The sequence below is a fragment of the Laedolimicola intestinihominis genome (assembly GCF_040096155.1).
In the GTDB taxonomy this organism is placed as follows: Bacteria; Bacillota; Clostridia; order Lachnospirales; family Lachnospiraceae; genus Laedolimicola; species Laedolimicola intestinihominis.
The window spans coordinates 83,647-102,840 of record NZ_JBBMFE010000010.1; the positions used below are offsets into that span (position 1 = coordinate 83,647).

At 52.8% G+C, this 19,194-nt stretch carries 17 protein-coding genes; 15 read left to right on the forward strand and 2 right to left on the reverse strand.

The window, feature by feature from the left end; translation table 11 throughout:
* Positions 1-60: 60 nt before the first annotated feature.
* Positions 61-1,428: an MATE family efflux transporter gene (locus tag WMO29_RS11190; RefSeq protein WP_349164835.1), complete on the forward strand. Its 1,368-nt coding sequence runs from the start codon at positions 61-63 to the stop codon at positions 1,426-1,428.
* A gap of 483 nt (positions 1,429-1,911) precedes the next feature.
* Here WMO29_RS11190 and WMO29_RS11195 read toward each other — a convergent pair whose 3' ends face one another.
* The gene (locus WMO29_RS11195) at positions 1,912-2,940 is read right to left on the reverse strand and encodes an aldo/keto reductase (protein ID WP_349164836.1); all 1,029 of its coding nucleotides are present in this window, start codon (positions 2,938-2,940) and stop codon (positions 1,912-1,914) included.
* A 136-nt stretch (positions 2,941-3,076) separates the two neighbouring features.
* On the opposite strand from WMO29_RS11195, the gene WMO29_RS11200 reads away from it, so the two are divergent.
* The 12 genes from WMO29_RS11200 (at position 3,077) to tuf (ending at position 17,752) form a co-directional block, all read left to right on the forward strand.
* A complete protein-coding gene (locus WMO29_RS11200) occupies positions 3,077-4,114 on the forward strand; it encodes an N-acetylmuramoyl-L-alanine amidase family protein (RefSeq protein WP_349164837.1) in 1,038 nt (345 codons plus the stop codon).
* A 14-nt stretch (positions 4,115-4,128) separates the two neighbouring features.
* Positions 4,129-5,070: a GTP-binding protein gene (locus WMO29_RS11205; RefSeq protein WP_349164838.1), complete on the forward strand. Its 942-nt coding sequence runs from the start codon at positions 4,129-4,131 to the stop codon at positions 5,068-5,070.
* Positions 5,071-5,132: 62 nt separating this feature from the next.
* Positions 5,133-6,629, forward strand: coding sequence for a glycerol kinase GlpK (gene glpK / locus WMO29_RS11210; RefSeq protein ID WP_349164839.1), 1,497 nt, complete (start codon positions 5,133-5,135; stop codon positions 6,627-6,629).
* A gap of 123 nt (positions 6,630-6,752) precedes the next feature.
* Entirely contained in the window at positions 6,753-7,463 is a 711-nt protein-coding gene (locus tag WMO29_RS11215) for an MIP/aquaporin family protein (RefSeq protein WP_349164840.1), read from the forward strand.
* A 180-nt stretch (positions 7,464-7,643) separates the two neighbouring features.
* Complete coding sequence (locus WMO29_RS11220; RefSeq protein WP_349164841.1) at positions 7,644-9,083, forward strand: NAD(P)/FAD-dependent oxidoreductase; 1,440 nt, start codon at positions 7,644-7,646, stop codon at positions 9,081-9,083.
* 16 nt (positions 9,084-9,099) lie between these two features.
* Positions 9,100-10,434, forward strand: a complete 1,335-nt coding sequence (locus WMO29_RS11225; RefSeq protein WP_349164842.1) for an FAD-dependent oxidoreductase — start codon at positions 9,100-9,102, stop codon at positions 10,432-10,434.
* Positions 10,435-10,606: 172 nt separating this feature from the next.
* The gene (gene lpdA / locus WMO29_RS11230) at positions 10,607-11,974 is read left to right on the forward strand and encodes a dihydrolipoyl dehydrogenase (protein WP_349164843.1); all 1,368 of its coding nucleotides are present in this window, start codon (positions 10,607-10,609) and stop codon (positions 11,972-11,974) included.
* Between the two features lie 16 nt (positions 11,975-11,990).
* On the forward strand, positions 11,991-12,770 hold the full coding sequence (locus WMO29_RS11235) for an MBL fold metallo-hydrolase (RefSeq protein WP_349164844.1): 780 nt from the start codon (positions 11,991-11,993) through the stop codon (positions 12,768-12,770).
* Positions 12,771-12,972: 202 nt separating this feature from the next.
* Complete coding sequence (rpsL, locus tag WMO29_RS11240; protein WP_158363525.1) at positions 12,973-13,395, forward strand: 30S ribosomal protein S12; 423 nt, start codon at positions 12,973-12,975, stop codon at positions 13,393-13,395.
* Between the two features lie 363 nt (positions 13,396-13,758).
* A complete protein-coding gene (rpsG, locus tag WMO29_RS11245; protein ID WP_178038305.1) occupies positions 13,759-14,229 on the forward strand; it encodes a 30S ribosomal protein S7 in 471 nt (156 codons plus the stop codon).
* Positions 14,230-14,250: 21 nt separating this feature from the next.
* On the forward strand, positions 14,251-16,371 hold the full coding sequence (gene fusA, locus WMO29_RS11250) for an elongation factor G (RefSeq protein WP_349164845.1): 2,121 nt from the start codon (positions 14,251-14,253) through the stop codon (positions 16,369-16,371).
* Between the two features lie 187 nt (positions 16,372-16,558).
* Positions 16,559-17,752, forward strand: a complete 1,194-nt coding sequence (gene tuf, locus WMO29_RS11255; RefSeq protein ID WP_349164846.1) for an elongation factor Tu — start codon at positions 16,559-16,561, stop codon at positions 17,750-17,752.
* Positions 17,753-18,049: 297 nt separating this feature from the next.
* On the opposite strand, the gene WMO29_RS11260 is transcribed toward tuf, so the two are convergent.
* Positions 18,050-18,232 (reverse strand): hypothetical protein, encoded by a 183-nt coding sequence (locus WMO29_RS11260; RefSeq protein WP_349164847.1) that lies wholly within the window; start codon positions 18,230-18,232, stop codon positions 18,050-18,052.
* Positions 18,233-18,348: 116 nt separating this feature from the next.
* Here WMO29_RS11260 and WMO29_RS16770 point away from each other — a divergent pair, with 116 nt between their 5' ends.
* Both WMO29_RS16770 and WMO29_RS11270 read left to right on the forward strand, forming a co-directional pair.
* Entirely contained in the window at positions 18,349-18,615 is a 267-nt protein-coding gene (locus tag WMO29_RS16770; protein WP_435391150.1) for a hypothetical protein, read from the forward strand.
* On the forward strand, positions 18,524-19,186 hold the full coding sequence (locus WMO29_RS11270; RefSeq protein ID WP_349164848.1) for a hypothetical protein: 663 nt from the start codon (positions 18,524-18,526) through the stop codon (positions 19,184-19,186). The genes WMO29_RS16770 and WMO29_RS11270 overlap by 92 nt, the downstream gene beginning before the upstream one ends.
* The last annotated feature ends 8 nt before the right edge of the window (positions 19,187-19,194 follow it).

Sequence of the window (19,194 nt, forward strand, 5' to 3'; positions counted from 1 at the left end):
TTGTAACTGGTCAGGTACTGAACAGTTACGAAGTTTTGTAATATGTGAGGAGTTTTGGAAATGAGTGAAAATACAGCCGGAAAAATGCATGATATGACGGTGGGAAGCCCCGTGAAGCTGATTCTCCATTTTATGGTGCCCATGTTTCTGGGCAATGTGTTCCAGCAGTTCTATAACGTGGCCGATTCCATCATCGCCGGCCAGTTCCTGGGCGTGCGGGCCCTGGCAGCGATTGGGAGTACGGGTTCTCTGATGTTCTTTGTGACCGGATGGTTGAACGGTCTGGCCAGTGGCTTTGCGATTCTGGTGGCCCAGTGGTTTGGCGCAAAGGAATATGAACGGATGCGCCATTATGTGGCCATGTCCGTCTACCTGTCCATCGGTTTCGCAGTGCTGATGACGGTGGGACTGGGAGCAGCCAATGTGCCAATTCTGCGGCTGATGAATTATTCGGACGAGATCATGCCGGATGTAAAAGCCTATATGGGAATTATTTATGCGGGCCTGATTGTGACGGCGGCCTACAATGCGCTGGCGGCCTTCCTGCGCGCGCTGGGAGATTCCAAATCGCCGCTGTATTTCCTGATTATTTCCGCAATCATCAATGTGGGGCTGGACGTGGCCTTTATCATTTATGGCGGTATGGGCGTAGAGGGCTGTGCTTACGCGACTGTCATTGCCCAGGGGATTTCCGCGGTATTGTGTTTCTTCTATATTGTAAAGCGTTATCCGATTCTGCATTTGAAAAAAGAGAACTTTGCGTTTTCACTGCATTCCTGTGGAAGACTGCTGGCGTTGGGTATTCCCATGGCGCTTCAGTTTTCCATTACGGCCATTGGAACCATCATCGTGCAGGGCGCGGTCAACGTATATGGAGAGACTTATATGGCGGGCTTCTCTGCGGGCGGCAAGCTCCAGAATATCATAGCGACCGTCTATGTGGCCTTTGGCGCCACCATTGCCACTTATGTGGGACAGAACTGGGGCGCGGGCAAGAAGGAGCGCGTGCAGGAGGGCGTGCGCTGTACCCAGGTTATGATTCTGATTTACAGTGTATTTGCCATGGCGCTGGTATTTTTCTTCAGTAAATATATGACGCTCTTATTCGTCAGCGCTTCGGAGACAGAGGTTATCGATGTGGCGGTGCTGTATTTTCGTATGGTATTCTGGTGCTATCCGTTCCTGGGCAGCATCTTTCTGTACCGGAATACCCTGCAGGGTCTGGGCTATGGCCTGGTGCCGATGCTGGGCGGTGTCTTCGAGCTGGTTGCCCGGACAGGGATCGTACTGCTGGTAGCCGGAAAGGCCAGCTTTGCGGGCGTCTGTCTGTCGGATCCTGCGGCATGGATTTCCGCGCTGATTCCGCTGGTGCCTTATTATTTTTACGTGACGCACAGCTGGAGGAAGGAACTGAAGAAAGCGGCGTGATAGGCCAGGAGAGGATGGATAAATAGGGAGTTCATAGTAGAGACTGTGAGCTCCTTTTTTGTTACGAAGTATCCGTAAGGAACTGTAGGCGGCAGATTCTGTAGGTGAAAAATTGAGAAGATATGAAAAAACGAATCATTATTTGTTCAAAATAACAGATTACATTATGAATTTGAGATAACCGGATATATACAGATGTGGAGGCATTTCCGGTGAAACCGGAGATGAATGCGTTGTATAAATGGACACGTAATCATAGAAATATCAAGTTGTATCTTCCAGAGTCTTTCGAGTGGCTGATTTTGAAATCGGGTTTAATCAGCGGAGAACAGTTATCTACAATATCGAAAGAATCGCCTGAATCCGGTATATCTGCATGAAAAGAACAGAGAAGCCGTGTTGCAGGCGGTGGAAGGGATTGAATTTTAATAAATTAGGAGGAGTTTTGTATAAAGAAACTCCTCCTGATTTTATGGAAACTACTTAATTCACTTTCACTTCCCCGGCCAGAATCTTCTTATAATCTTCATAATTCTTCTGAAGCAGCTCCGGCGTGTTCAGCTCGTAGGGGCATTGTGCCATGCACTGGTTGCAGTGTAGACAGTCTTCGATCTTCTTCATGTTCTCCTGCCACTGGGGACTCAGCCAGCTGGCGGAAGGGGCGCGGCGGACCATCAGGGACATGCGGGCGCAGTTGTTGATGAGAATGCCGGCGGGACAGGGCATGCAATAGCCGCAGCCGCGGCAGAATTCCCCGTTCAGCTCCGCTTTTTCCTTCTCGATAAAGGCAGTGATCTCCGCGTTCAGGGCGGGCGGCTCGTCCATGTAGGAAAGCCACTCTTCCAGCTCGGTCATTTTTTGAATGCCCCAGATGGGAAGCACATTGTCGAACTGGGACATGAAGGCAAAGGCAGCCCGGGAGTTATTGATGAGGCCTCCGGCCAGCCCTTTCATGGCGATGAAGCCCATGTTATGTTCTTTACAAAGCTGAATCAAATTGAGCTCCTTCTCAGAGGAGAGGTAGCTTAAGGGGTATTGCAGAGTCTCATAAAGCCCGGATTCGATGCATTCCTTTGCCACGCCAAGCTTATGGGCGGTGACGCCGATATGACGAATCTTGCCCTGCTCTTTGGCTTCCAGCATACACTCGTACATGCCGGTACCGTCGCCGGGACGGTAGCACTGGTCGACACAGTGGAACTGGTAGATGTCCAGATAGTCGGTTTTCAGGAGCTTTAAAGAGGTGTCAAGCTGCTCCCGGAAGGCTTCCGGGGTGCGGCCCATGGTCTTGCTGGCGATGTAGATGCGGTCGCGTATGCCTTCGAAGGCGTTGCCCAGCTTTTCTTCACTGTCGGTGTAGGCCCGGGCCGTGTCGAAGAAGCGCATGCCGCCCTCATAGGCGCGGCGCAGAATCGCCACAGCTGTGTCCATGTCCACGCGCTGTACCGGAAGCGCGCCGAAGGCGTTCTGGGGAACGGTAATGCCGGTAGTGCCCAGTGTAATATTTTTCATAGAGATCCTCCGTTATTGCGAAATTTTATTTCATAAGCCGATCCTATTTTAATACGATTTTGCGGCAGATTCAAGAAGTGGTGAAAATAGTAGAAGAATTACGGAAAATGCTTTATACTGGGAAATGAGGTGAATTATGATAAAGACAGGAAAAAAATTAATTATAATACTTGGCGTTGCAGCTCTGAATCTGGCGGTGACAGGAATGCTCGGCTGCGGATCCGGGAAAGAGGAGGAGCCAACCGTAACACAGGTGGAGAACACAGAGGAGCCTGCAGAAGAGACGGCAGAAAAGACGGAAGAAGAACAGCCGGAGGAAACAGAGCCGGAAGAAACGCAGGAGACGGAACCGGTATCCATGTATGCCGGCAGTCGTGTCAATGTGCGGAGCGAAGCCAGCACGGAATCTGATATCGTGGCGGTGTTGAATCGCCGGGAAGAGATTCAGAAAATCGGCGAAGAGGGAGAATGGACGAAGATTCTTCTGGACGGGGAAACCTGCTATGTGGCCAGCGCTTATCTGGTGACAGAGGATGCGCTGCCATCGGGTTATCTGATCGCTATCGATGCAGGACATCAGGCCCACGGCAATTCCGGGCAGGAGCCTATCGGACCGGGAGCCGGCAAGACGAAGGCGAAGGTGGCCTCCGGAACTTCGGGAGCGGCCAGCGGCCTGGCAGAGTATCAGCTGACCCTGCAGGTGGCTTTGAAGCTGGAAGAGGAACTGACAAACCGCGGTTATCAGGTTCTGATGATCCGCACGGAAAATGATGTAAATATCAGCAACAGCGAGCGGGCGCAGATGGCCAATGAGGCGGGCGCGGATGCTTTTGTGCGCATCCATGCGAACGGTTCCACCGACTCGTCGGTTCACGGGGCCATGACCATCTGCCAGACGGCTTCCAATCCCTACAACGGCGGACTGGCGGCACAGAGTAAAAAGCTGTCAGGCGATATTCTGGACGCCCTGTGCGCTTCCACCGGATGTAAGAGGGAGCGTGTCTGGGAGACGGACACCATGAGCGGAATCAACTGGTGTCAGGTTCCGGTCACCATCGTGGAGATGGGTTACATGACCAATCCGACAGAGGATCTGAAGATGGCTTCCGATGATTACCAGTGGAAGATTGCCCGGGGTATCGCGGACGGCCTGGACACATATTTTGCAGAATAGGAAATGAGGACAGTATGGTAAAAATAGATTTGATCACAGGCTTCTTAGGCTCCGGCAAGACCACCTTCATCCGCCAGTACGCCCAGTGGCTGATAAAAAAGGGCTACAACATCGGCATCCTGGAAAATGATTTCGGCGCGGTGAACGTGGACATGATGCTGCTTCAGGATCTGGAGGGCGACAACTGCGAGCTGGAAATGGTTTCGGGCGGCTGTGATAAAGACTGCCACAGACGCCGATTCAAGACCAAGCTTATCGCCATGGGCATGAGCGGCTATGACCGGGTGCTGGTGGAGCCCTCGGGTATCTACGACGTGGATGAATTCTTTGACGCTCTCCATGAGGAGCCTCTGGATCGCTGGTACGAGATAGGAAATGTATTTGCCATCGTGGACGCGAAGCTGCCGCAGGAATTGTCGGATGCGGCTGATTATCTGCTGGCTGCCGAGGCGGCGGACGCCGGAGCGGTGCTCTTAAGCCGGGCCCGGGAGGCCAGTGCGGCGGAGATGGACGCGACCGTGGCGCACCTGAATCGGGCACTTAAAAAAGTCGGATGCAGCAGGCAGCTGGATAATGAGATAATACGAAGCAACTGGTTTGAATTTACAGACGAAGATTTCGAACGGCTGATGCGCGCGGGCTATCAGATGTCTGATTACTGCAAGGCGCCGCAGCAGGAGGAGGTCTTTGATTCCTTCTTTTTTATGCATGTGAAAATGACCGAAGAGGAACTTTTAGGGGCTGTACACGCCGTATTCGCGGATCGAGCCTGCGGACATATTTTCCGGATTAAAGGCTTTCTGCCGGTAGGGGATGGATGGCTGGAGCTTAACGCCACTCGCCGGGAGACACTGTTAAAGCCCATTTCCAGGGGGCAGGAAATTCTGATTGTCATCGGTGAAGGACTGTCGAAGGAGGCGCTTCAAAAATATTTTCAGGATTCGGAAAATGATTAATAAGTGAGACAATAGTTTCATAGGATGCAAATAGAAGCAAGGAAACCTGAAGGAGGAAAACTATGGCAAAGTATGTAATGGCATTGGACGCAGGAACCACCAGCAACCGGTGTATCCTGTTCAACGAAAGGGGAGAAATGTGCAGCGTGGCACAGCGGGAATTCAAGCAGTATTTTCCGAAGCCCGGCTGGGTGGAGCATGACGCGGACGAAATCTGGGCAAGCATGCTGGGCGTAGCCGTGGAGGCCATGAGCCGCATCGGAGCCACGGCGGCGGACATCGCGGCCATCGGCATTACCAATCAGAGAGAGACGTCCATTGTCTGGGATAAGAAGACGGGAGATCCTATCTACCACGCGATCGTGTGGCAATGCCGTCGGACCAGCGAGTATTGCGACTCCCTGAAGGAGAAAGGACTGACTGAGAAATTCCGGAAGAAGACGGGGCTGGTTATTGATGCCTACTTTTCCGGAACCAAGGTAAAATGGATTCTCGACCATGTGGATGGAGCCAGAGAGCGGGCCGAAAAGGGCGAACTGCTTTTCGGAACCGTGGAGACCTGGCTTATCTGGAAACTGACCAAAGGCGCGGTACATGTGACAGACTATTCCAACGCATCCCGAACCATGTTGTTCAACATTAACACCCTGCAGTGGGACGATGAGATTCTGGCAGAGCTTGGTATCCCCAGAGGTATGCTGCCCGAGGCGAAACCGTCGAGCTGTGTGTACGGTCAGACGGATCCATCCTTCCTGGGCGGTTCGATTCCCATTGCGGGCGCGGCGGGCGACCAGCAGGCGGCTCTGTTCGGACAGACCTGCTTTGAACCGGGCGAGGCCAAGAATACATACGGAACCGGCTGCTTCATGCTGATGAATACAGGAGAGAAACCGGTATTTTCCGACAACGGGCTGGTGACCACCATCGCCTGGGGCCTGGACGGCAAGGTAAATTACGCCCTGGAAGGATCCATCTTCGTGGCAGGCGCGGCCATTCAGTGGCTGCGGGATGAGCTTCGTATCATCGATTCCGCACCGGATTCCGAGTATATGGCGAAAAAGGTGCCGGATACCAACGGCTGCTATGTGGTGCCTGCGTTTACTGGGTTAGGCGCACCTTACTGGGATCAGTACGCCCGGGGCACCATCGTGGGCATCACCCGCGGCGTAAATAAGTACCACATCATCCGTGCAACCCTGGAATCCCTGGCTTACCAGGTCAATGACGTGCTGGTGGCTATGGAGGCGGATTCAGGCATTAAGCTGTCTGCGCTGAAAGTGGACGGCGGCGCCAGCGCCAATGATTTCCTGATGCAGACTCAGTCGGATATTATTGGCGCTCCGGTGAACCGTCCAAGCTGCGTGGAGACTACGGCCATGGGCGCGGCATATCTGGCCGGTCTGGCGGTAGGCTACTGGGCAAATAAGGAAGATGTACGGAAGAACTGGGCCATCAACGCGATTTTTGAGCCGCAGATCGGCGCGGAAGAGCGGGAGAAGAAGATTAAGGGCTGGAAAAAGGCTGTGAAATACGCTTACGGCTGGGCAAAAGAGGATTAGACAGACTGAAAAGTTTATGGTTTACATAAGGTGAACGACTGCGAAAGCGAAGGGCGTGAACAAATCAATGAAACTGATATGGCGCTTCGCAGGGCGGAGCGCCCATGAAAGAGAGGGTATCTTATGCTGCCATATATCGCAGAATTCCTCGGCACCATGCTGCTCATCCTTCTGGGTGACGGCGTGGTAGCCAATGTGACACTCAATAAATCCGGTATGAAGGGCGCGGGAAGCGTCCAGATTACCTTTGCCTGGGGCCTGGCGGTCATGATTCCGGCCTGTATCTTCGGGGCAGCCTCGGGCGCGTCCTTCAACCCGGCCCTGACCCTGGCGCTGGCCATCGACGGCAGCTTCGCCTGGTTTATGGTACCCGGCTACATCATCGCCCAGTTCGCGGGAGCCTTCGTAGGCGCGTGTTTGGTCTATCTGCTGTTCAAGGGCCAGTTTGACGCTACCGACGACGCAGCCGTCAAGCGGGGCGTATTCTGCACCGCGCCGTCTATCCGGAACCGTGGCCTGAATATCTTAAGCGAAGCCATCGGCACCTTTGTGCTGGTCTTTGCCATCAAGGGCATGGGAAATGTGCCCGGACTGACGGATGGCCTTGGTAAATTCATCGTCTTCGGTATCATTGTTTCCATCGGTATGTCCCTGGGAGGTCTGACCGGATACGCTATCAACCCGGCGCGGGATCTGGGGCCGAGACTGGCCCATGCGGTGCTGCCCATTCGAGGAAAGGGAAGCTCCGACTGGGACTACGGCATTGTGCCGCTGGTGGGGCCGATTCTCGGTGCGATTGCGGCGGTGGCGTTGTATGCGGCAATTCCGTGGTAAATGGAAAATGATAGAATTACGTTGGCGGGTAAAAAGATTATAAGAAAACAAAATTGGGATAAAAGAAGAGAACCTGACAGGAAGAACGCATGAGGGTGCGGGAGCTTGTCGGGTTCCTTTTTTGCTCTATTGGAGATATCTGTATGTGCGAAAATATGCACAAAATAGAAAGGAGTATCTATGTACGATGTAATCATAGTAGGCGCGGGCGTCTCCGGCGCAGCCTCCGCCCGGGAGCTGTCCCGCTGCGCGGCCCGCGTCTGCGTCCTGGAAAAGGAGGAGGATGTCTGCTGCGGCACCTCCAAGGCCAACAGCGCCATCGTCCACGCCGGCTATGACGCCGCGCCCGGCAGTCTGATGGCAAAGCTCAACGTGCGCGGCAATGCGCTGATGGGCGATCTGGCAAAAGATCTGGATATCCCGTTCCGGCGCATCGGTTCCCTGGTGGTCTGTCTCTCCGAGGAAGACATGCCGGGCCTTCAGGCACTCTACGACCGGGGACAGGCGAACGGCGTCCCGGATCTTCGTATCATTTACCACGACGAACTGCTGCAGATGGAGCCTAACCTGTCGGAGGAGACCTATGCGGCTCTCTATGCGCCCACGGCGGGCATTGTCTGTCCCTTCGGCCTGAACATCGCCCTGGCGGAAAATGCGGCCATGAACGGTGTGGAGTTTCATTTTGACACGGAAGTACAAAGCCTGGAACGGAGGCAGGGCGGCGGCTGGATTCTGCATACCAGCCAGGGCTCCTATGAGACCCGTCTGGTGGTCAATGCAGCAGGTGTCTATGCGGATAGTTTACATAACATGATAAGCTCCGGGAAGATCCACATCACGCCGCGCCGCGGTGATTACTGTCTCCTGGACAAAACCACCGGGTCCCATGTAAACCATACCATTTTCCCCTTGCCTGGCAAATATGGAAAAGGTATCCTGGTGTCCCCTACGATCCACGGCAATCTGCTGTTAGGCCCTACTGCCATTGATGTGGCGGATCCGGAGGCCACGAACACCACTGCAGACGGCCTCGCTCAGGTGCTGGAAAACGCCGGCCGCTACGTAAAGGAGATTCCTTATAAAAATGTTATCACCTCCTTCGCGGGTCTGCGCGCCCACGAGGACGGCCATGAATTCATCATCGGTGAAGTCCCGGGTACAGAGAACTTCATTGACTGCGCCGGCATCGAATCGCCCGGTCTCACCAGCAGCCCGGCCATCGGTGAAATGGTGGCGGAGATCGTGCGGTCAAAGCTGGAGTTGTCCGAGAAAGAACATTTTATTTCCCGGAGAAAGGGCATTATGAATCCGACGCAGCTTCCCGACGGGGAACGGCAGGAATGGATTCGTCGGCATCCGGCATATGGACATATCGTCTGCCGCTGCGAACACATTTCCGAAGGGGAAATTCTGGACGCGATTCATCGGCCTCTGGGCGCGCGATCCCTGGACGGAGTTAAGCGCAGAGTCAGGGCGGGCATGGGCCGCTGCCAGGGCGGCTTCTGTTCACCGCGGGTCATGGAGCTTCTGTCCCGGGAATTGGACATCCCGCTGGAGCAGATCACCAAGCGGGGCGGCGCGTCCACGCTGCTCTGTGGTCAGAATAAGGACAGCTTATAGGAAGGGAGGATTTATCATGCAGACTTATGATATCGTTATCGTTGGCGGCGGCCCGGCGGGGTTGGCGGCGGCTCTGGCAGCCCGGGAAAATGGCGTAGCAGATATCCTGATTCTGGAACGGGAAGATCGGCTTGGCGGCATTCTGAACCAGTGCATCCACAACGGTTTTGGCCTTCACACCTTCCAGGAGGAACTGACCGGACCGGAGTACGCGGCCCGCTATATCGAAAAAGTCGAGGAACTTCAGATTCCTTATAAGCTGCAAACCATGGTGCTGAATATTATGCCGAACAAAAGGGTCGCGGCCATGAACCGGGAGGATGGACTTTTCGAGGTTCAGGCAAAAGCGGTGATTTTGGCCATGGGCTGCCGGGAGCGCCCCCGGGGCGCTCTGAATATTCCGGGCTTTCGCCCCGCTGGAATTTACACAGCAGGAACCGCCCAACGCCTGGTAAATATTGAAGGTTTTCTGCCCGGCCGGAAAATCGTGATCCTGGGATCTGGCGACATCGGCCTCATCATGGCCCGCCGCCTGACCCTGGAGGGAGCCAGGGTGCAGGCTGTGGTTGAGATTCTCCCGAAATCCGGCGGCCTGCAGCGGAACATCGTCCAGTGTCTGGAGGATTTCGATATTCCGCTATTGCTGCGTCATACGGTGGTGGATATCAAAGGCAGGGAGCGGGTCAGCGGCGTGACCGTGTCCGCCGTGGACGAACAGGGCAAGCCCATTCCGGGCACCGGTCAGGAATACGACTGTGACACCCTGCTTCTCTCTGTGGGCCTGATCCCGGAAAATGAGCTGACCCGGGAACTGGGCGCGAGAATGGATCCGGCTACCCACGGTCCGGTGGTCAACGAGAAGCTGGAGACTACCATCCCCGGCGTCTTCGCCTGCGGCAATGTGCTGCATGTCCACGGTCTGGTGGATTCCGTATCCGAAGAAGCGGCGGAGGCCGGGAAAAACGCAGCGGTTTCTATAAAACAGACAGAGGAGCGGCGCCTGACCTGTATTATTTGCCCGAAAGGATGTTCCTTACGCGTCCGCCTGGAAGCTGGCCGGGTGACGCTGGTGGAGGGCAACCACTGTAAGCGGGGCGCGCAGTACGCCGAAAAAGAGGTGACGAACCCCACCCGCACCGTGACGACGATCATTCCGGTTCGGGGCGGCCGTGAGAAAATGCTGTCGGTGAAGACGCGGACCGACATCCCGAAAGCGAAGGTACAGGCCTGTATGCGGGCTCTGAAGAACGTGACCGCGGAGGCCCCGGTGCAGATCGGTAACGTGATTCTGGCGGACGTGGCTGAGACAGGTGTAGACATTATTGCCACAAAAGAAATTTCAGAAATTTAAGACAACTCCACCGGGAAAGTATGGTTATCAAAATTTAAAGAAAATGCATGATAAAAAATTGACAATCTCGCGGGCGAAAGGTATAATCGGGATATGGCAGGAAGGCGGAAGCCTTTGAAGGTTTGGACGGGTAACATGCAATGCGACAGCGAAAACAAGGAGGAAAAGAGGTATGCAGAATTTTGATGTCATTGTTGTTGGCGGCGGTCCGGCCGGGTATAACAGCGCTGAGTACGCAGCTCACCATGGAAAGAAGGTGCTGCTGGTGGAAAAGAAGAGCCTGGGAGGAACCTGTCTGAATGTGGGATGTATCCCGACAAAAACCTTTCTTTACGCGGGAAAAATGTACCATTACGCATCGGGGGCCGGAGAAGCGTACGGTGTAACGGCGGAGGGTCCGGTTCACGTGGATCAGGCTGCAGTAGTGGAAAAAAAAGACGAGGTTGTAAAAATGCTGGTGCAGAGCGTAGGCAGTGCCCTTCGCCGCAGCAAGGTAAAAGTAGTAAACGGAACAGCGAAGCTTGGCAGATTGGATGGAAAACCTGCGGTGTTCGTAGGAGAAGAGACCTATACAGCGGAGAATTTGATTCTGGCTACCGGTTCGACTCCTGCAGTACCGCCTATCGAAGGTGTGAAAGAAGGTATGGCGGACGGAACGGTCATGATCAGCGACGAGATCCTGGATATGAAGGAGATCCCGAAGAAGCTTCTGGTCGTGGGAGGCGGAGTCATTGGTTTTGAGATGGCGGCTTATTTTCAGGAGGTTGGAGCGAAGGTAACCGTGATCGAGATGCTGGATAAGGTCCTGGGCGGCAATGATCGGGAGGTCAGCGAACTGCTTCAGAAGGAGCTGGAGAAAAAGGGTGTGACCTTCCATCTGTCCTCCGGAGTGAAAAAGCTGGCAGGCGGAGTCGTGACTTATGAAAAGGACGGAAGGCTTCAGCTGGCAGCTTATGATAAGGCTCTGATGTGCGTGGGCCGTCGTGCCAACAGCCAGATCGAGGGCCTGGAGGAGTTGGGCGTACAGACCGAGCGGGGAGCCATCGTGACAGATGAGCATATGCAGACCAACGTGCCGCATGTCTATGCTATCGGCGATGTGAACGGCAAGGTCATGCTGGCCCATGTGGGCTACCGGGAAGGCGAAGTGGCTGTGAACCATATCCTGGGCGAGGACGACGCCATGAGCTATGATGCGATCAGCGGCGTGGTTTACACCAGTCCGGAGGCGGCCTTTGTAGGTTTGTCCGAGGAGCAGGCGAAGGCGTCAGGCCGGAATTATGAGGTGAAAAAGGTATCCATCAATTTCAGCGGACGCCATGTGGCGGAGAACGGCTTAAGCAACGGTATCTGCAAGCTGATTGTGGATAAGAACAAAGAAACGCTTATCGGGGCGGCGCTGATGTCATCCTACGCGTCGGAGTATATCTATGCGCTGGCGCTGATGATTGACCTGCAGCTTCCGCTGAGACAGGTTCGACGGACGATTTTCCCGCATCCCACGGTATGTGAGATTATCAGGGAAGCACTTATGAATTAAAGATACGGCGGAATGAATGATGGGAACGAAAATGACAGCCTGGCACACGGGAAATGCGGGCGTAGTAATACGGGTTCTTAATATAGAAGAAAAGGGCTGCGCGGCCATCGGCTTCGACGTGTTTGCAAGGCAGCCCGGCGGGCTTTACCCTGACACGCCGGAGGCGATTCGGCAGGAGCTTCTGCGGGATATCCGGGAAAAGAAGCTGGGAACGCTGGTATTTACCCATGAGCACGCGGATCATTTCTGCCCGGAGGACGTGGCGGAGGCCCTGAAAATGAATCCGGATCTCCGCATCATTTCCACGGAGGAGACCATTCGGCGGATCCGGGCGCTGGAGCCGGAGGCGGGACGGCTGACGGCTGTGGCCGCGTCCGAGCAGAAATACCGGGTCATGACCTTGCCGGGTATGCGCCTGACCCTGTTCAACAGCATTCACATGGGCGACCGGTTTGCGGATATCCAGAATCTGGTCTGCCTTCTGGAGGCTGGAGGAAAGCATCTGATGCTGCCGGGGGACGCCAGGCCTGAAAAGATTCTATATGAAAGGACAGCGGTCTGGTCGAAGAAGATCGACTGGCTGATTGGCCCATTTCCACTGATGGGTCTGCCCTCCTCCAGGCGGCTGATAACCCGGTATCTGGAACTGGGAGATGTGCTGGCGATTCATCTACCCCGTCCCGATAAGGATACGGAGAGCTGGCGAAAAAACGCGCAGCACATCTGCGAGACGGCGGGCGACGGGCTGCCGGTACCGGTGTTCGGTGACGGTACCGGAAAGCGCTATGAACTCTGAAAAAATACCCAAAAATGCCCCGAAAATCCAATGTTTTTTTACAGAAAAACCCCTTGACACAGGGGGTTTTTCTTATTATACTAATCTAGTGTGCGCGAAAAGCGTATAGTATTTTTGCGCGCCTGAAACAGTCGAATTACCGACACAGCAGCCTGACAGGGCCGGCAACATTGCCTGCCACTCATCACAGGAGGTGAAAGGAATGCCAACATTCAACCAGTTAGTTAGAAAAGGACGTCAGACAACTGTAAAGAAGTCTACAGCGCCCGCCCTTCAGAAAGGATTCAACTCTCTGAAGAAGAAAGCAACTGATACATCCGCACCGCAGAAGCGTGGCGTTTGTACCGCAGTAAAGACCGCTACCCCGAAGAAACCGAACTCTGCTCTTCGTAAGATCGCCAGAGTACGTCTTTCCAACGGTATCGAGGTAACAAGCTATATCCCCGGAGAAGGACACAACCTTCAGGAGCATAGTGTTGTTATGATCCGTGGCGGTAGAGTAAAGGACCTGCCCGGTACCAGATATCACATCATCCGTGGTACCCTGGATACAGCAGGAGTTGCAAAGAGAAGACAGGCACGTTCCAAGTACGGTGCCAAGAGACCGAAAGACGCAAAAAAGTAATTTAAAGGTCGTTTGGTTTTGTAACTAGTACAGGTAACACGCTGTGAACAGAGAAGGGTACAGCCAGTGTCAGAATAAGGAAACACCGCGGTCACTAGGCTCGGAAAGACCTCGCCAAGTGTCCGGGTGTACGTTCACACTAGGCTCGAAAGTACCTCGCCAAGTGTTCACAGTAACAGAACTATTCGTTGGATAGACAATTGTCTATATTGCCGGAATGAAATATCGTCCCTTAGGCTGCGGGTCGTATATAGATTTGCCGTGCACGACACAAGTAGAAAGACACATGTGAGTACCTGAGAATTAAGAGTGAATCTTACTGAATCACAGATTCGGTAAGCATGTATTAAGGAGGGAAGTATTGTGGCACGTAAAGGACATACTCAGAAAAGAGATGTATTAGCGGATCCGCTGTACAACAACAAGGTAGTCACCAAGCTTATCAACAACATCATGCTGGATGGTAAGAAGGGCGTGGCTCAGAAAATTGTTTACGGAGCATTCGAAAGAGTAGAGGCTAAGACAGAAAAGCCGGCTCTGGAAGTATTCGAAGAGGCAATGAACAACATCATGCCGCTTCTCGAGGTAAAGGCAAGACGTGTCGGCGGAGCGACCTACCAGGTTCCCATCGAGGTTCGCGCTGATCGTCGTCAGGCTCTGGCTCTTCGCTGGATGACCATGTTCTCCCGTAAGCGCGGTGAGAAGACCATGGAAGAGCGTCTGGCAAATGAGATTATGGATGCAGCCAACAACACAGGCGCATCTGTAAAGAGAAAAGAGGACATGCACAAGATGGCAGAGGCAAACAAGGCGTTTGCTCACTATCGTTTCTAATTATTTGAGGAGGAAAATCCCGTGGCTGGAAGAGAATATCCATTGGAGAGAACCAGAAATATCGGAATCATGGCTCATATCGATGCTGGTAAGACCACACTGACAGAGCGTATTCTGTATTACACTGGTGTAAACTATAAGATCGGTGATACTCATGAAGGTACTGCTACCATGGACTGGATGGAGCAGGAGCAGGAGCGTGGTATCACCATCACTTCCGCTGCTACAACCTGTCACTGGACGCTGCAGGAGCACTGCAAGCCGAAGCCGGGCGCATTAGAGAACCGTATCAATATCATTGATACCCCGGGCCACGTAGACTTTACGGTTGAGGTAGAGCGTTCCCTTCGTGTACTGGACGGCGCTGTCGGCGTGTTCTGTGCGAAGGGTGGTGTAGAGCCGCAGTCTGAGAACGTATGGCGTCAGGCTGATACCTACAATGTTCCCCGTATGGCATTCATCAACAAGATGGATATCCTGGGAGCAGATTTCTACAATGCAGTAGATATGATTAAGACCAGACTTGGCAAGAATGCCATCTGTCTGCAGCTTCCGATTGGTAAGGAAGACGAGTTCAAGGGAATCATCGACCTGTTCGAGATGCAGGCCTACATCTACAACGATGAGAAGGGCGAGGATATCTCCATCACAGAGATTCCGGAGGACATGAAGGACGAAGCAGAGCTCTATCACCAGGAGCTGATCGAGAAGATCTGCGAGCTGGATGATGACCTGATGATGCAGTACCTTGAGGACGAGGGAGCATCTATCCCGGTTGAGGATCTGAAGAGAGTTCTTCGTAAGGCAACCTGTGAGTGTACCGCTGTTCCGGTTTGCTGTGGTACCGCTTACAGAAATAAGGGTGTTCAGAAGCTTCTGGATGCTATCATTGAGTACATGCCGGCTCCGACAGACATTCCGTCTATCAAGGGTACCGACATGGAAGGCAATGAAGTAGAGCGTCACTCCTCTGATGATGAGCCGTTCGCTGCACTTGCATTCAAGATCATGGCTGACCCGTTTGTAGGAAAGCTTGCATTCTTCCGTGTATACTCAGGAACCATGAATTCCGGTTCTTATGTATATAACTCTACCAAGCAGAAGAAGGAGCGTGTAGGACGTATCCTTCAGATGCATGCAAATAAGAGAGCAGAGCTGGACAAGGTATATTCCGGTGATATCGCTGCAGCAGTTGGATTCAAGTTCACCACAACCGGTGATACCATCTGCGACGAGCAGCATCCGGTAATCCTGGAGTCCATGGAGTTCCCGGAGCCGGTTATCGAGCTGGCTATCGAGCCGAAGACCAAAGCAGGTCAGGGCAAGATGGGCGAGGCTCTTGCAAAGCTGGCAGAGGAGGATCCGACCTTCCGTGCGCATACCGATCAGGAGACTGGTCAGACTATCATCGCCGGAATGGGAGAGCTGCATCTGGAAATCATCGTAGACCGTCTGCTGCGTGAGTTCAAGGTAGAGGCTAACGTAGGCGCACCGCAGGTAGCTTACAAGGAGACCTTCACCAAGGCTGTTGACGTAGACAGCAAGTACGCTAAGCAGTCCGGTGGACGTGGACAGTACGGACACTGTAAGGTTCGCTTTGAGCCGATGGATGCCAACGGAGAAGAGCTGTTCAAATTCGAGTCTCAGGTTGTCGGTGGTGCGATTCCGAAGGAGTACATCCCGGCAGTCGGCGAAGGTATCGAAGAGGCGGCACAGTCCGGTATTCTGGGAGGCTTCCCGGTACTCGGTGTTCATGCTACCGTATACGATGGATCTTACCATGAGGTCGACTCCAGTGAGATGGCATTCCATATCGCTGGTTCCATGGCTTTCAAGGAGGCTATGCAGAAGGGTAATCCGGTACTGCTCGAGCCGATCATGAAGGTTGAGGTTACTACTCCGGAGGAGTACATGGGTGATGTTATCGGTGATATCAACAGCCGTCGTGGACGTATCGAGGGTATGGATGATATCGGCGGCGGTAAGATGATCCGCGGATATGTACCGCTTGCAGAGATGTTCGGTTATTCCACAGACCTGCGTTCCAAGACTCAGGGCCGTGGTAACTACTCCATGTTCTTCGAGAAGTACGAGCAGGTACCGAAGAATATCCAGGAGAAAGTACTTGCTGCTAAGAAATAATTATAAAAATAACTGCAATCCGGTATTTTTAGCCGGATTGCGGTAAAGAAATAAGCAAAATTCCTAAATTTTGCTTGAAAAATAAGGCTCTATGAAATATAATCAGAAGTAGCCGAGTTTTAATATCGAAACAGGAAAAAATCAACTTTTACCCTCAGGGTGAATGAATTCAAGGAGGACAATCAAAATGGCTAAAGCTAAATTTGACAGAACAAAACCGCATTGTAATATCGGTACCATCGGTCACGTAGACCATGGTAAAACTACTCTGACTGCAGCTATCACAAAGGTTCTGGCAGCTCGTGTTGCTGGTAACACAGCTACAGACTTCGAGAACATCGACAAGGCTCCGGAAGAGAGAGAGCGTGGAATCACCATCTCTACCGCACACGTTGAGTATGAGACAGAGAAGAGACACTATGCACACGTTGACTGCCCGGGCCATGCTGACTATGTAAAGAACATGATCACTGGTGCAGCACAGATGGACGGCGCTATCCTGGTAGTAGCAGCTACCGATGGTGTTATGGCTCAGACTAAGGAGCACATCCTTCTGTCCCGTCAGGTAGGCGTTCCCTACATCGTAGTATTCATGAACAAGTGCGACATGGTAGACGATGAGGAGCTGCTTGAGCTGGTAGACATGGAGATCCGTGAGCTGCTGAACGAGTACGAGTTCCCGGGAGATGACACTCCGATCATCCAGGGTTCCGCTCTGAAGGCTCTTGAGGATCCGATGGGACCGTGGGGAGACAAGGTTATGGAGCTGATGGATGCAGTTGATACCTGGATTCCGGATCCGAAGCGTGCTACAGACCAGCCGTTCCTGATGCCGGTCGAGGACGTATTCACCATCACAGGTCGTGGTACTGTTGCTACCGGCCGTGTTGAGCGTGGTGTTCTGCATCTGAATGAGGAAGTTGAGATCGTTGGTATTAAGGAAGAGACTCGTAAGACCGTTGTAACCGGTATCGAGATGTTCCGTAAGCTGCTTGACGAGGCTCAGGCTGGTGACAACATCGGAGCTCTGCTTCGTGGTGTTCAGAGAACCGAGATCGAAAGAGGTCAGGTTATCGTTAAGCCGGGCAGCATCACCTGCCATACAAAGTTCACCGCTCAGGTTTACGTTCTGACAAAGGACGAGGGTGGCCGTCATACACCGTTCTTCAACAACTACAGACCGCAGTTCTACTTCCGTACAACTGACGTTACTGGCGTTTGCAACCTGCCGGCTGGTACAGAGATGTGCATGCCTGGTGACAACGTAGAGATGACCATCGAGCTGATCCACCCGATCGCTATGGAGCAGGGTCTTACATTCGCTATCCGTGAGGGTGGCCGTACAGTAGGATCTGGACGTGTTGCTACAATCGTCGAGTAATCTACGCGAAAGCAATGAGATAAGCGCCGAATAGGCGATGAAAAACAGCCCCTTGTGCTTGCACAAAAAGGGCTGTTTTTTATTGAATATGCGGGCATTTAACGAATGCCCGCGACCGAGAAAATGCATGGCATTTTCGAGGTTTGGCGCTTATCTGGATCAAGGCTTCTGGGGAATTCCCCGGAAGCCTTTTTTACGTCCGTATGTGTAAAAATAGAGCTGAGCGGTGCCAAAACGGTGCCAAAAATCAAAACTCCGGTGCTTTTATAGAACCAAAATAGAACCACGGGTGGTATTTTACCAGCCATTGATCTGTTTGATTTGCTCTGCCCGTTCCGGATCTCGGTGATATTGAAGCTTGAGTTGTATGGTGTCTACGACTTCTTTTCTGGCCTCGTCGTCGAGCTGATAAAAAGATGTAAGTAGATTATCTACGTCCGGCATACTGTTTTTTCCGAAAAGATACATCAGCGGGAACATAGAATTCTTCAGATATGTTTTTACACGGCTGCCATCCAGGGCTCCGTTCAGTCCGTCCGGTAGTGTCGGATAGATTTCTTCTTCCTTAATCGTTCCGGAGAAGGGAGGCAGAATGAATGGCAGATTACAAGTATATGATGAATGTCGAAGATGTAGCAAGGGAGCTAAACTGTTCAAAATCTCATGCCTACAAGCTGGTTAAGAGAATGAATACCGAGCTGGCACAGCAGGGATATCTTACCATAGCAGGTAAGATTCCGAGAGCATACTGGGCAGGAGTGGAATGCTACGGTGGATCAGGCATTGGTCAGCGGAGCGGCAGAGGAGCAGATCCGGGAGATAAAGCGGGAGTGTATTTCGGAAGAGATAAAAGCGAGTATTGATAGGAGAGGAAAAAGGCCAGAGCTGTTTTTGCTATATCTTTTCGAGGCGGTTTTCAAGCTGAAAGAGCTGATTGAGAGGGTAAGGGAAAGAGTAGCGGAGGCGAAAGAAGAAAGACTGGAGTTTCCGGTAAGAAGCCCGCTTGCAGCCAAATACCAACAGCTTGAATCAATCCAAAGAAAGCTGGATGATCAGAACGAAGCCATTTTCAACAGGGAGCTTGAACTGGGACGGGTAAGGAATGAACTGGTCAGTGCGACAGGAATATTCAAACGAAAAGAGCGGAAAAGCCTGCAGGAGCAAGTGGATTCATTGGAACGTCAGGTGGCAAGCATGAAGCGCTGGCTGTCCGGGATCGTACGGGAGCATGGATATGAAACAGTCCAGGAGTTTATGCAGGAATATCAGGCAGCCAGAAAAGAGTATAAAGGGTATATGGCTGCGGTGGAAGAATGGAGGAGACGGACAGAAGTGAAAGGGTTTGTGGATATGCAGCTCCGGGAAGCAAAGAAAAGAACGGAGGAGAGAGAAGAATACAGAGGTTATCGTAGTAGTGGCAGAGGAGCCAGATAGTGAAGAAT